Source organism: Pseudomonas sp. AC532, from assembly GCF_979258965.1.
The window spans coordinates 1,140,764-1,153,984 of sequence record NZ_OZ409888.1 but is presented as its reverse complement, the minus strand read 5'-3'; the positions used below and the strand labels follow the sequence as shown (position 1 = coordinate 1,153,984).

At 64.9% G+C, this 13,221-nt stretch carries 13 protein-coding genes; 9 read left to right on the top strand and 4 right to left on the bottom strand.

What is annotated here, in order from left to right; all coding sequences use genetic code 11:
• The first annotated feature begins 80 nt into the window (after positions 1–80).
• The 8 genes from ACZ0AV_RS05555 to ACZ0AV_RS05520 all read left to right on the top strand — a co-directional run bounded on the left by ACZ0AV_RS05555 (position 81) and on the right by ACZ0AV_RS05520 (position 8,733).
• Entirely contained in the window at positions 81–464 is a 384-nt protein-coding gene (locus ACZ0AV_RS05555; protein ID WP_499150114.1) for a MerR family transcriptional regulator, read from the top strand.
• A 46-nt stretch (positions 465–510) separates the two neighbouring features.
• Positions 511–1,695 carry an isovaleryl-CoA dehydrogenase gene (locus tag ACZ0AV_RS05550; protein ID WP_499150113.1) on the top strand — a complete coding sequence of 395 codons (1,185 nt, stop codon included), beginning with the start codon at positions 511–513 and terminating at the stop codon, positions 1,693–1,695.
• Positions 1,696–1,736: 41 nt separating this feature from the next.
• The gene (locus tag ACZ0AV_RS05545) at positions 1,737–3,344 is read left to right on the top strand and encodes a carboxyl transferase domain-containing protein (protein WP_499150112.1); all 1,608 of its coding nucleotides are present in this window, start codon (positions 1,737–1,739) and stop codon (positions 3,342–3,344) included.
• Between the two features lie 19 nt (positions 3,345–3,363).
• Positions 3,364–4,161 (top strand): gamma-carboxygeranoyl-CoA hydratase, encoded by a 798-nt coding sequence (locus tag ACZ0AV_RS05540; RefSeq protein ID WP_499150111.1) that lies wholly within the window; start codon positions 3,364–3,366, stop codon positions 4,159–4,161.
• The gene (locus ACZ0AV_RS05535) at positions 4,158–6,059 is read left to right on the top strand and encodes an acetyl/propionyl/methylcrotonyl-CoA carboxylase subunit alpha (RefSeq protein WP_499150110.1); all 1,902 of its coding nucleotides are present in this window, start codon (positions 4,158–4,160) and stop codon (positions 6,057–6,059) included. The genes ACZ0AV_RS05540 and ACZ0AV_RS05535 overlap by 4 nt, the downstream gene beginning before the upstream one ends.
• Complete coding sequence (locus ACZ0AV_RS05530; protein WP_499150109.1) at positions 6,056–6,958, top strand: hydroxymethylglutaryl-CoA lyase; 903 nt, start codon at positions 6,056–6,058, stop codon at positions 6,956–6,958. Before ACZ0AV_RS05535 ends, ACZ0AV_RS05530 begins: the two co-directional genes overlap by 4 nt.
• 261 nt (positions 6,959–7,219) lie before the next feature.
• Positions 7,220–7,957 carry a BamJ family beta-barrel-assembly machinery protein gene (bamJ, locus tag ACZ0AV_RS05525; RefSeq protein WP_499150108.1) on the top strand — a complete coding sequence of 246 codons (738 nt, stop codon included), beginning with the start codon at positions 7,220–7,222 and terminating at the stop codon, positions 7,955–7,957.
• 344 nt (positions 7,958–8,301) lie between these two features.
• On the top strand, positions 8,302–8,733 hold the full coding sequence (locus ACZ0AV_RS05520; RefSeq protein WP_499150107.1) for a YkvA family protein: 432 nt from the start codon (positions 8,302–8,304) through the stop codon (positions 8,731–8,733).
• Between the two features lie 43 nt (positions 8,734–8,776).
• Here the strand turns inward: ACZ0AV_RS05520 and bdcA are convergent, their stop codons facing one another.
• Positions 8,777–9,490 (bottom strand): SDR family oxidoreductase, encoded by a 714-nt coding sequence (gene bdcA / locus ACZ0AV_RS05515; protein ID WP_499150106.1) that lies wholly within the window; start codon positions 9,488–9,490, stop codon positions 8,777–8,779.
• Between the two features lie 32 nt (positions 9,491–9,522).
• On the bottom strand, positions 9,523–10,725 hold the full coding sequence (locus tag ACZ0AV_RS05510) for an MFS transporter (RefSeq protein WP_499150105.1): 1,203 nt from the start codon (positions 10,723–10,725) through the stop codon (positions 9,523–9,525).
• Between the two features lie 110 nt (positions 10,726–10,835).
• Between ACZ0AV_RS05510 and ACZ0AV_RS05505 the strand changes: the two genes are divergently transcribed.
• Entirely contained in the window at positions 10,836–11,441 is a 606-nt protein-coding gene (locus ACZ0AV_RS05505; protein WP_499150104.1) for a TetR/AcrR family transcriptional regulator, read from the top strand.
• A 51-nt stretch (positions 11,442–11,492) separates the two neighbouring features.
• Here the strand turns inward: ACZ0AV_RS05505 and ACZ0AV_RS05500 are convergent, their stop codons facing one another.
• Together ACZ0AV_RS05500 and ACZ0AV_RS05495 are read right to left on the bottom strand one after the other, a co-directional pair.
• A complete protein-coding gene (locus ACZ0AV_RS05500) occupies positions 11,493–11,786 on the bottom strand; it encodes a hypothetical protein (RefSeq protein WP_499150103.1) in 294 nt (97 codons plus the stop codon).
• 92 nt (positions 11,787–11,878) lie between these two features.
• Complete coding sequence (locus ACZ0AV_RS05495; protein ID WP_499150102.1) at positions 11,879–13,060, bottom strand: acetyl-CoA C-acetyltransferase; 1,182 nt, start codon at positions 13,058–13,060, stop codon at positions 11,879–11,881.
• Between the last annotated feature and the right edge of the window lie 161 nt (positions 13,061–13,221).

Here is a 13,221-nt window from a genome sequence, read left to right as displayed (position 1 = left end):
GCCATGACCCGTGACGATTTGACAGCTTCCGATTGCAGGTTTACGTTTACGTAAACGTAATCGCCCGAGTCGCTCGCATCATGAGCCATTGCTACAGCATTTCCGACCTGGCCCAGGAGCTGGGCGTGACCACCCGCACCATCCGTTTTTACGAGGAGCAGGGCATGCTCGCGCCCGAACGCAAAGGGCAGGAGCGCATCTACAGCGCCCGTGATCGGGTGACGCTGATGCTGATTCTGCGCGGCAAGCGCATCGGTTTCTCACTGGCTGAATGCAAGGAACTGATCGACCTTTATGACCCGACTGGTAACCGCAGGCAGCTCGATTACTTTCTGGAAAAGATCACCCAGCGCCGTGAGCAGCTCGCCCGGCAGATGCTCGATATCCGGCAGATGCAAGAGGAGCTGGACACCGCCGAGCAGCGTTGCCTGAGTGCCATGGCGGAGCTGCCCACCGCCTCTTGATTTACCTTCACTGCATCCAACAATTACAAGAATGGAGAGCCGTTACATGAGCGTTAACTTGCCAGGCCTGAATTTCTTCCTCGGCGAGGAAATCGACATGCTGCGCGACGCCGTCGCCGGTTTCGCCGCGAGAGAGATCGCCCCGCGCGCCGCGGAAGCTGATCGCAGCGACCAGTTCCCCATGGACCTGTGGCGCAAGTTCGGCGACATGGGCCTGCTCGGCCTGACCGTCAGCGAGGAATACGGCGGCGCGGGCATGGGGTATCTGGCGCACATGGTCGCCATGGAGGAAATCTCCCGAGCGGCCGGCGGCATCGGCCTGTCCTACGGCGCCCATTCCAACCTCTGTGTGAACCAGATCAACCGCAATGGCAGCGAGGCGCAAAAGCGCCGCTTCCTGCCGAAGCTGATCAGCGGCGAGCATATCGGCGCGCTGGCCATGAGCGAGCCCAACGCCGGTTCCGACGTGGTGTCGATGAAGCTGCGCGCGGACAGGAAGGGCGACCGCTACGTGCTCAATGGCAGCAAGATGTGGATCACCAATGGTCCGGACTGCGACGTGCTGGTGGTGTACGCCAAGACCGATCCGGCAGCTGGCGCCAAAGGCATGACCGCGTTCATCGTCGAGAAGGGCGCCCAGGGTTTCAGCGTCGCGCAGAAACTCGACAAGCTCGGCATGCGCGGCTCGCACACCGGTGAGCTGGTGTTCCAGGATGTCGAAGTGCCGGCGGAAAACGTGCTGGGTGGCGTCGGCGAGGGCGCCCGGGTGCTGATGAGCGGGCTGGACTACGAGCGTGCCGTGCTCTCCGGCGGCCCTTTGGGGCTGATGCAGGCCGCCATGGATGTGGTGGTGCCGTACATCCACGACCGCAAGCAGTTCGGCCAGAGCATCGGCGAATTCCAGCTGATCCAGGGCAAGCTCGCTGACATGTACACCACCCAGCAGGCGTGCCGCGCGTACCTGTATGCCGTCGGCAAGCAACTCGATGCGCTGGGCAGTGGCCATGTTCGCCAGGTGCGCAAGGACTGCGCCGGGGTGATCCTGTACACCGCGGAAAAGGCCACCTGGCTGGCGGGCGAGGCGATTCAGATTCTCGGCGGCAACGGCTACATCAACGAGTATCCGGTCGGGCGGCTGTGGCGCGACGCCAAGCTCTACGAGATCGGCGCCGGCACCAGCGAGATCCGCCGCATGCTCATCGGTCGCGAGCTGTTCAACGAAACGGCGTGATCGAGCCTCCCCGCTCAGGGCCCTTCATTCGGAGCCGTGCCATGGCAATACTGCACACCCAGGTCAATACCCGCAGCGCCGAATACGCTGCCAATCGTGATGCCATGCTCATGCAGGTCGAGGCATTGCGCGCCTTGCTGGCGCAAACCCGCGAAGGCGGCGGTGCCACGGCCCAGGCGCGGCATACAGCACGTGGCAAGCTGCTGCCCCGCGAACGCATCGACCGTCTGCTCGACCCCGGTTCGCCCTTTCTCGAAATTGGCCAGTTGGCCGCCTATCAGGTGTATGACGAGGAGGTTGCCGCAGCCGGCGTGATCGCCGGCATTGGCCGGGTCGAGGGTGTCGAATGCATGGTGATCGCCAACGACGCCACGGTCAAAGGCGGCAGCTATTATCCGCTGACGGTGAAGAAGCACCTGCGCGCCCAGGCCATCGCCAGCCAGAACCGCCTGCCGTGCATCTACCTGGTGGACTCGGGTGGCGCCAACCTGCCGCGCCAGGACGAGGTGTTCCCGGACCGCGAGCATTTCGGGCGGATCTTTTTCAACCAGGCCAACATGAGTGCCCAGGGCATTGCGCAGATCGCCGTGGTGATGGGTTCGTGTACCGCTGGCGGCGCCTACGTGCCGGCGATGAGCGACGAGACCATCATGGTGCGCGAGCAGGCGACCATCTTTCTGGCCGGCCCGCCACTGGTCAAGGCCGCGACGGGCGAAGTTGTCAGCGCGGAGGAGCTGGGCGGTGCCGATGTGCATTGCAAGACCAGCGGCGTGGCCGATCATTACGCCGAAAACGATGAGCATGCCCTGGCCCTGGCGCGCCGCTGTGTCGCCAACCTCAACTGGCGCAAGCTCGGCCAGTTGCAGGTGCACACGCCGATCAGCCCACGTTATGCCGCTGACGAACTGTACGGGGTTATACCTGCCGACCCCAAGCAACCCTTCGATGTGCGCGAGGTGATCGCACGCCTCGTCGACGATTCGCAGTTCGATGAATTCAAGGCGCTGTTCGGCACCACGTTGGTGTGCGGCTTCGCACGCATCAACGGTTACCCGATCGCCATCCTGGCCAACAACGGCATTCTCTTCGCCGAGGCGGCGCAAAAGGGCGCGCACTTCATCGAGCTGGCCTGCCAGCGCGGTATTGCGCTGCTGTTCCTGCAGAACATAACCGGCTTCATGGTCGGCAAGAAATACGAGGAAGGCGGCATCGCCAAGCACGGCGCCAAGCTGGTCACTGCGGTGGCCTGTGCCCGGGTGCCGAAGTTCACGGTGATCATCGGCGGCAGCTTCGGCGCGGGCAACTACGGCATGTGCGGCCGTGCCTTCGATCCTCGTTTCGTGTGGATGTGGCCCAACGCCAAGATCGGCGTGATGGGCGCCCAGCAGGCCGCCGGGGTACTGGTGCAGGTCAAGCACGAGCAGGCGCAGCGTGCCGGTCAGGTGTTCTCTGCCGAGGACGAGCAGCGCCTCAAGCAGCCGATGATCGAGCAGTACGAGCGCCAGGCCCATGCCTTCTATTCCAGTGCCCGGCTGTGGGACGACGGCGTGATCGACCCGGCGCAAACCCGTGAGGTGTTGGCGCTGGCCCTGTCCGCCAGCCTCAATGCGCCCATCGAGCCGACGCAGTTCGGCGTGTTCCGCATGTGACCCAATCGAGGCCATACCGATGAGTGATTTCAACACCCTTGAACTGCATACCGACCCGCGCGGCGTCGCCACCTTGTGGCTCAACCGCCCAGACAAGCACAACGCCTTCAATGCCGAGATGATCGCCGAGCTGATCCAGGCGCTGCGTCAGGTCGGCGAGGACGACAGCGTGCGCTTTCTCCTGCTGCGCGGTCATGGCAAGCACTTCTGCGCAGGCGCCGATCTGGTCTGGATGCAGGCATCGGCGCAGCTCGACTACGCCGCCAACCTGCGTGACGCCCACGAACTGGGCGAGTTGATGAGCCTGCTCTACCACCTGCCATGCCCGACCCTGGCCGTGGTGCAAGGCGCCGCCTTTGGCGGTGCGCTGGGGCTCACGGCCTGCTGCGACATTGCCATCGGCGCCGGCGACGCGCTGTTCAGCCTGTCCGAAGTGCGCATCGGTTTGGTGCCCGCAGTGATAAGCCCTTACGTGGTGCAAGCCATGGGCGAGCGCGCAGCCCGCCGTTACGCGCTCAGCGCCGAGCGCTTCAATGGCGAGCGTGCCCGCGAGCTGGGATTGTTGGCGGAGTGTTATCCCGCTGCCGAACTCGACGCCGAGGTCGAGCAGTGGGTGGCCACGCTGCTGCTCAACAGCCCACAGGCCATGCGCGAGAGCAAGGCGCTGCTGCACAGCGTTGGCAGTGGCGTGCTGACCGACGCACTGCGCCAGCGGACCGAGAGTGTGATCGCCGGCATTCGCGTCAGTGAAGAAGGGCAGGAGGGCCTCGATGCCTTTCTGCAAAAACGCACACCCGCCTGGCAGGCTCGGTCATGAAAACCATTACCACGCTTCTGATCGCCAACCGTGGCGAGATTGCCTGCCGGGTAATGCGCACCGCCAAGGCCCTGGGGCTCACTACCGTCGCCGTGCACAGTGCCATCGATCGTACCGCCCGGCATGTGCGTGAGGCGGACAGGGCCATCGACCTCGGCGGCGCCAAGCCGAGCGACAGCTACCTGCTGATGGACCGGATCATCGAGGCGGCCCGGGTCAGCGGCGCCGAAGCCATCCACCCCGGTTACGGCTTTCTTTCCGAAAACGCCACGTTCGTCCGCAAGCTCGAAGCGGCCGGGCTGATCTTCCTCGGCCCGCCGGCCAGCGCGATCGATGCGATGGGTAGCAAGTCCGCCGCCAAGGCGCTGATGGAGGAAGCCGGCGTGCCGCTGGTGCCCGGTTACCACGGTGCCGCTCAGGATGTAGAAACCTTTCGAAAGGCAGCCGAGCAAATTGGCTATCCGGTCCTGCTCAAGGCCACCGCGGGCGGCGGCGGCAAGGGCATGAAGGTGGTCGAGCGTGAAAGCGATCTGGCCGAGGCGCTGGCGTCGGCGCAACGCGAAGCGCAGTCGGCGTTCGGCGATGGGCGCATGCTGGTGGAGAAATATGTGCTGCAGCCGCGTCACGTGGAGATCCAGGTATTCGCCGATCAGCATGGCAATTGCCTGTACCTCAACGAGCGCGATTGCTCGATCCAGCGGCGCCACCAGAAAGTGGTCGAGGAAGCACCTGCACCGGGCCTGTCGCCCGAGCGGCGCCGGGCCATGGGCGAGGCTGCGGTGCGTGCCGCCCAGGCCATCGGTTATGTCGGTGCCGGCACCGTGGAGTTCTTGCTCGATGCCCGTGGCGAGTTCTTCTTCATGGAGATGAACACCCGCCTGCAGGTCGAGCACCCGGTTACCGAGGCGATTACCGGCCTGGATCTGGTCGCCTGGCAGATCCGCGTGGCACGCGGCGAGCTGCTGCCGATCCGCCAGGATCAGGTACCGCTCACTGGCCACGCCATTGAAGTGCGCCTGTATGCCGAGGATCCGGACGGTGGTTTCCTGCCCGCCAGTGGTCATCTGGACCTGTACCGAGAGCCGGCCGCCGGGCCGGGGCGGCGGGTCGACAGCGGGGTGGAGCAGGGCGATGACGTGTCGCCGTTCTACGACCCGATGCTGGCCAAGCTGGTCGCCTGGGGCGAGAACCGTGAGGAAGCCCGCCAGCGTTTGCTGGCCATGCTGGGCGAAACGGCGGTGGCCGGCTTCAAGACCAACCTGGCGTTCCTGCAGCGCGTCCTCGCCCATCCGGCGTTCGCGGCGGCGCAGCTCGATACCGGCTTTATCGAGCGCCATCAGGCGCATCTGCTGCCACCGGCTCAAGCACTGCCGGACGCCTTCTGGCAACAAGCCGCGGCTGCCCTGCTGATCACCGATTCGGCGCGCCAACGCGATGATGACCCGCATTCGCCGTGGGCGACTCGCGATGCCTGGCGCAACGGCGCGGTGGCGCAGGTGCACATGACCCTGATGTGTGGCGACGTGCGCCGAAGCCTGGTGCTCGAGCCTGGCACTACCCTGTGCCAGGCCGATGTGCTGCGCCAGGGCGATACCCTTTATATGCGCTGGGGCATCGAGTGGTTGGCGGTGCGTCGCTTCGATCCCATCGCTGCCGTCGAGGCGGGCGCTGCACAGCCGGGCGGCCTTGCCGCACCCATGAATGGCAGCGTCGTGCGGGTGCTGGTCGAGCCTGGTCAGCAGGTCGAGGCCGGTGTCGCCCTGGTGGTGCTGGAGGCCATGAAGATGGAGCACAGCATCCGCGCGCCGCACGCCGGTACCGTCCAGGCGATCCACTGCGCCGAGGGTGAGCTGGTCAGCGAAGGTGCGGTGCTGGTCGAGCTCGAGGTTCAGCCATGAGCCTGCCCAGCCAGGTGCGCCTGGTAGAGGTGGGCCCGCGCGACGGCCTGCAGAACGAGCGGCAGCCGGTCAGCATCGCCGACAAGGTGCGCCTGGTCGATGACCTGAGCGCGGCGGGGCTTGGCCATATAGAAGTCGGCAGCTTCGTCTCGCCCAAGTGGGTGCCGCAGATGGCAGGCAGCGCCCAGGTGTTCGCCAGCATCGAACAGCGGCCGGGCGTCACCTATGCGGCGCTGACGCCCAATCTGAAAGGACTCGAGGCCGCGCTCGAGGCGGGCGTGAGGGAAGTCGCGGTGTTTGCGGCAGCCTCCGAATCCTTCTCGCAACGCAACATCAACTGCTCGATCGCCGAGAGCCTGGTGCGTTTCCAGCCGGTGATGGAGACCGCGCAGCGCCACGGTGTGCGGGTGCGCGGTTATGTGTCGTGCGTGCTGGGCTGCCCGTACGAGGGTGCCGTCTCGCCGCACCAGGTCGCCGCCGTCGCACTGGCCCTGCAGGCCATGGGCTGCTACGAAATTTCCCTGGGCGACACCATCGGTGTCGGCACGGCCGGCAACGTGCGACAACTGTTCGACGTGGTCGGCCGCGATGTGCCGCGCGCGCACCTGGCCGGTCACTTTCACGACACCTACGGGCAGGCGCTGGCGAACATCTATGCCAGTCTGCTGGAAGGCATCGCCGTGTTCGACTGCTCGGTCGCCGGGCTTGGCGGCTGCCCTTACGCAAAGGGCGCTACCGGCAATGTGGCGAGCGAGGACCTGGTCTACCTGCTGGACGGCCTGGGCATCGAGACCGGCGTCGACCTGTCGCGGCTGATCATCGCCGGGCAGCGCATCAGCCAGACCCTGGGGCGAGACACCGCCGCGCGGGTGGCGCGGGCGCGATCAGTTGGCCAGTGATGCCCGATTGCCGCGCCCCGCAGTGAACTTCCTTCGGCAGAAAAACTCATACCGGCTAGTCAGTTACATCGTCGCCTGGGCAAATCGGCACGGTGCAATTGACGATCCGGTGGGCGTTCTGCTTCATCTCGCCACTTCCCGCAGCGCATGCGTGATCTGCCTGGACAATTCACAGCAACGCGGCTTGCGTTGATATACCCACACCCCCTAAGCTCGCGCCTTCACTCGATTGCCCTAGGGCGCAGCGGACAAGGAATCAGCATGAAACAGCATCGTTTGGCAGCAGCGATCGCCCTGGTGGGCCTGGTGCTCGCCGGTTGTGATTCGCAAACCAGCGAAGTGAAACTGGACACTCCGGCGCAGAAAGCGTCCTACGGTATCGGTCTGAACATGGGCAAGAGCCTGGCTCAGGAAGGTATGGACGACCTGGATCCGAACGCCGTTGCCCAGGGCATCGAGGACGCCATCGGCAAGAAAGAGCAGCGCCTGAAGGACGAAGAGCTGGTCGAGGCCTTTGCCTCTCTGCAAAAGCGTGCCGAAGAGCGCATGACCAAGATGAACGAAGAAGCCGCTGCGGCCGGCAAGAAGTTCCTGGAAGAGAACGGCAAGCGTGATGGCGTCACCACCACCGCCTCCGGTCTGCAGTACGAAGTGGTCAAGCAGGCCGACGGCCCTCAGCCCAAGGCTGACGACGTGGTCACCGTTCACTACGAAGGCAAGCTCACCGACGGCACCGTGTTCGACAGCTCCGTCGAGCGTGGCACCCCGATCGACCTGCCGGTTGGTGGCGTGATTCCGGGCTGGGTCGAAGGCCTGCAACTGATGCACGTTGGCGAGAAGTACAAACTGTATATCCCGGCCGAACTGGCCTATGGCGCCCAGAGCCCGAGCCCGGCCATTCCGGCCAATTCGGTACTGGTGTTCGACCTGGAGCTGTTGGCCATCAAGGACCCGGCTGCTCAGGAACAGGCTGAACCTGAAGCCGCTCCAGCCCAGTAAGCGTCACCTGTCGCGCCCAACGCCCCGTTTACGGGGCGTTGTCGTTTCTGAGGGCTTTTGCCTAGCCGCAACGCGCCGCGATTGCAACCCCTGCGTGACGGTTATGCACACTGTGACAAAGCTTCTTATTTACTTGGTCAGGTTTTTAACGAAATGTTTTGATTTTTTTAACTGATTGATTTATCAGGGTTTTATCTGCTGGATAAAAAATGTCCGATCTGTGGCGAGGCCGCATGGCAAGGGCGTTTGGTAAGCTAATCCCACAACTGTTCACAAGGTTATCCACAGCTATGGTGGATAACCACAGACAGCCCAGCGAACACGCGGGCTGACGAGGAGTGGTCATGAAAGCACCGTGGAATTTCGTTCGTTATCTGCCGCTGGCACAACGGTTCCTGAAACGCGGTCGACTGCCGGCGTTGTTGCTGGCGGTGACGCGTAAAAGCAGCGGCGGTGGACGCACCCTGTCGTCACTGCGCGGCGACCTGAGCTTGCTGCAAGAGCTGTGCGTGGCCTGGTGGCGAGGCAGTTACCGGGCTATCAACCCCCAGGCCTTGCTCGCCGTGGTGGCCGGGTTGCTGTATTTCGTATCGCCACTGGACGCCATTCCGGATCTGATCCCCGGCCTGGGCCTGGTCGACGACCTGGCCGTGCTCGCCTGGGTGATGAAAACCTGGGGCAGCGAGCTGGACGCGTTCCGGGCCTGGCGCGACGCCCAGGATCGTGAAACCCGCGAAGCCATCGCCAAGCTACCGGTAGCCGAACGGGTAAGCTGAGCCGCCGCCAGGCTTGCGCATCACATCGCGCAAGCCTGGCCGATCACGCCGCGAAACCGCCATCGATGGTCAATGATGCACCTGTCACCAGCCCGGCTTCGGCGCCGGCCAGCCAGGCCACCAAACCGGCGACCTCCTCGCTGCGGGCGTGCCGCTTGATTGCCATGAAGCTGTGCATCAATTCGTTGAGCGGTCCGTCGGCAGGGTTCATGTCTGTATCGGTCGGGCCTGGCTGCACCGCGTTGACGGTGATGTCACGGGGGCCGAAGTCCCTTGCCAGTCCCTTGACCATGCCACTCAGTGCGGCCTTGCTGGCGCCATAGGCGGCCATGCCCGGCATCGCTGCGCGGTCGGCGATGTTGGAGCCGATCAAGATGATACGGCCGCCCGCCGGCATCTGCCGCGCCGCACTGACCGCGGCGTGGTAGGGCGCATGGATGTTGATGGTGAAGAGCCGGTCGATGGTATCGGCATCCAGCGCCAGCGGGTCGCCGGCGACGAACACGCCGGCGTTGACCACCAGCACGTCAATAGGCCCGAGGCTTTCGATCCGGGCGGTCAGGGCTCCACGGTCGGCGCTGTCCAACTGGATGGCGCGGCTGCCCGTTTCCTCTGCCAGCCGCGTTGCCGGTGCTGCCGAGCTGGCGTAGGTGAAGGTGACCTGCGCGCCATCGCTGGCCAGGCGGCGCACGATGGCGGCACCGATACCGCGGCTGCCACCGAGCACCAGGGCGGACTTGCGATCTGAATGGGACATGATGGTTATCTCCTGTTTGGTAGAGGTGGGGATCAGTGTCTGGCGACGACCACGTCGCTGCGCCGTTGCCCCGACGGGAAACCGTGGCGGCTGGCCGCCGAGGCGATCCATAGCGCGCTCAGTAGCAGGGCCAGCATCACCCAGGGAAAGGCGCCCATGTCGAACTGCCCGAGCAACACGCCGCCGAGCAGCCCCGCGCCGGCTATGGCGCTGTTCCAGATCACCACGTTCATCGACATCGCCACGTCTGCCCCCGGGCCTGCAGCATCTGCCAGGGCGGTTTGCAGCAGGGTGGCAGCGCCGCCGAAAGTCAGCCCCCAAACGAATACGCCGATGTACAGCACCGCCACCGACTCGGCATGCAGGCCGAACAGCAGGGCTACCAGTGCAAACAGGGCGAGGCTGGCGAGTACCGCCTGACGCAGATAGCGGTCGACGAGGCGGCCGGTGATCCAGATCCCTGCCAGTGCCGCGACGCCGAACGCCAGCAGCACGCGATCGACCTGGCTGGCCAGGCCGGCGGGAGCGATGAACGGAGCGATGTAGGTGTAGAGCATGTTGTGAGCGAGCATCCAGGTCAGCACTACCGCCAGCACGGGGCGGACACCCGGCGTTTGCAGCACCGACCGCAGGGCGATGCGCTGCGTGGCGGACTGCCCCGGATAATCCGGCACCTTGGCCAGCACCCAGACGATCAGAACGATACTGAAGAGCGACATCAGCGCAAACGCAGTGCGCCAGCCCACCACACCGCCGAGCCAGGTGCCCATCGGCACGCCCAGGGACAGCGCAATCGGCGTGCCGACCATGGCCAGCGCCAGGGCTCGGCCCTGCTGGTGCGGAGCGACCATGCGCCGTGCATAGCCGGCGATCAGGCTCCAGGCCAGGCCTGCCGCCATACCAGCGAAGAAGCGCGCCACCAGGGTCAGCACATAGTTCGACGACCACGCCGTGATCGAGTTGAACAGCAGAAAGCCGACAATCGCCAGCAACAGCACATTACGCCGCCGCCAACCCTGGGTCGCGATGGTCAGCGGGATGGCGGCCAGCAGCGAGCCGAGCGCGTAAAGTGTTACCAACTGGCCGGCCAGCGCGGGCGATACACCCAGCCCCGCGCTGATTTCCGGCAGCAAACCCGCGGGCAGGGTTTCGGTGAGGATGCAGATGAACCCGGTCATCGCCAAGGCGAGCAGCGCGGAAACGGGGAGTGAATCGGTTTTAGCTGTGTGGGTCATGTGTGCGTCTCATATTTGTATCGATTGATACAAATGTAGGCCGCATTATTGAATATGGTCAATGACTTTTGTATCGACTAGTATTTAAGTCGTCAGCGAGGAGGATCGACATGGCACAGATGGGGCGCCCGCGCACGTTCGACCGTGATGCAGCAATTGTCCAGGCGATGCACCTGTTCTGGGAGCATGGCTACGAATCCACATCCCTGAGCCAGCTCAAGGCCGGTATTGCCGGGGGCATTTCCGCGCCCAGTTTCTACGCCGCCTTCGGCTCCAAGGAGGCGTTGTTTCAGGAAGCGTTGGCGCTGTACCAGAGCACCCACGGGCAGGTGATGGAAAGCCTGTTCGACGCCACCTTGCCCGCCCGTGAGGCCGTCGAGCAGGCGCTGCGCCGCTCCGCCAGGATGCAATGCGAGGCCGGGCATCCGCGTGGCTGCATGGTGGCGCTGGGCGTCATCGGCGTATGCGCGCCGGAGCAGGGGGCGACGGCGTTGAGTGCGGCGCGTGAACGCACGCGACGTGGCATCCGGGCGTGCATCGAGCGGGCGATCGCCGACGGCGAGCTGGCCGGCGACACGGATGCAGGCGCCCTGACATCCACGTTCGACAGCTTTCTGCTGGGGCTTTCGACCCTGGCCCGAGACGGCATCGAACACCCGGTACTGGACGCGGCGGTCAGCCAGGTGATGAGCGTGTGGGACGCCTGTCGGCGATAGACCGGCGGGCACTGGCGCTCGTGCGTAGCCTGCTGAACACGCAGTCGACGATTACTCGATGGTGCGGTCGATGCGGGCGATTTCCCGGGCCGACAGGGGGCGCCAGTCTTCTTCGGCGATTCCGTGATCCTCAAGCGCGGCCTGCTTGGCCTCTTCGAGCGTCAGCCACAGGTGGTCACCCTCGGCCTGGCCGTTGGCGTAGTCGATGTAGCGGATTTCCAGATAGACCACATCGTCGTCTTCGCACAGCAGTGCGAACAGCACGAGGGAGGTGACCTGCGGGCGCAGCGGGCAGGTCGTGCGGCATTCGGCGAAGAGATAGGTAAGGGTGGGGAAATCGTTCATTGCTGCGCTCGATAAGGTGGAGCCTGATCTTAGCGCGAAAGGGCGATCCCGTTGCGAGAACACGAGGCCCACCGGCGTGGGCCTCGTGGTGTTCAGTCGCGTTCGAGCAGCAGCGCCACACCCTGTCCGCCACCGATGCACAGGGTGGCCAGGCCTTTCTTGGCGTCACGTTTGAGCATCTCGTGCAGCAGGGTGACCAGCACGCGGCAGCCGGATGCGCCAATCGGATGGCCAAGGGCGATGGCACCGCCATTGACGTTGACCTTGGCTGTGTCCCAGCCCAGCTCCTGGCCGACCGACAAAGCCTGTGCGGCAAAGGCCTCGTTGGCTTCGATCAGGTCGAGCTGGTCGAAGGACCAGCCGGCCTTGTCCAGACTGCGGCGGGTCGCCGATACCGGGCCGATGCCCATCAGCGCCGGGTCGACGCCGGCATTGGCGTACGCCTTGATGCGTGCCAGCACGGGCTGGCCGAGCGCCTCGGCTTTGCTGGCGCTCATCAGCACGACCGCCGCCGCGCCGTCGTTCAGGCTCGAGGCATTGCCCGCGGTGACACTGCCATCTTTCTTGAACGCCGGCTTGAGCTTGGCCAGTGTCTCGGCAGTGGTGCCGGCACGCGGCTGCTCGTCGGTGGCGAAGGCGATGGGCTCGCCCTTGCGCTGGGGGATCAGGATCGGGGTGATCTCGTCGGCGAAGCGCCCCGATTCGATGGCCGCCAGGGCCTTCTGTTGCGAGGCGGCGGCGAAGGCATCCTGGGCTTCACGGCTAATGGCGTATCTGGCCACCAGGTTCTCGGCGGTGATGCCCATGTGGTAATCATTGAAGGCATCCCACAGGCCGTCACTGATCATGCTGTCGACCAGTTGCCCATGGCCCATGCGCAGGCCGGTGCGTGCCTTGGGCAGCACGTAGGGCGCCAGGCTCATGTTTTCCATGCCGCCGGCGATGATCACCTCGGCGTCGCCGCAGCGAATCGCCTGGGCACCGAGGTGCAGCGCCTTGAGGCCGGAGCCGCAGACCTTGTTGAGCGTCAGGGCCGGTACTGCATGTGGGAGACCGGCAGCGATGGCCGCCTGGCGAGCGGTGTTCTGCCCGGCACCGGCGGTGAGCACGTGGCCGAGAATCACTTCATCCACGTCGCTGCCTTGCAGGCCGGTCTGTTCGAGCAGCCGGCGGATCACTGCCGCGCCCAGTTCGGTGGCCGGGATATCCGCCAGCGCCCCCTGGAAACTGCCGATGGCGGTGCGGGTGGCGGCGACGATGACGACATCTTGCATGGGGTTCTCCTGGCCGCGGCGGGGCGGATATCGTGAGTGGCTGGTCTGCGATCCTGACGCTCGGTTGACCGGCATGCAAGTCCGGACTTTTCGATGGGAACGATCAGCAATGGCGCATGCCAGGCTGCGGAACCGCGTGATAGATTTCGCCCTCAATCACT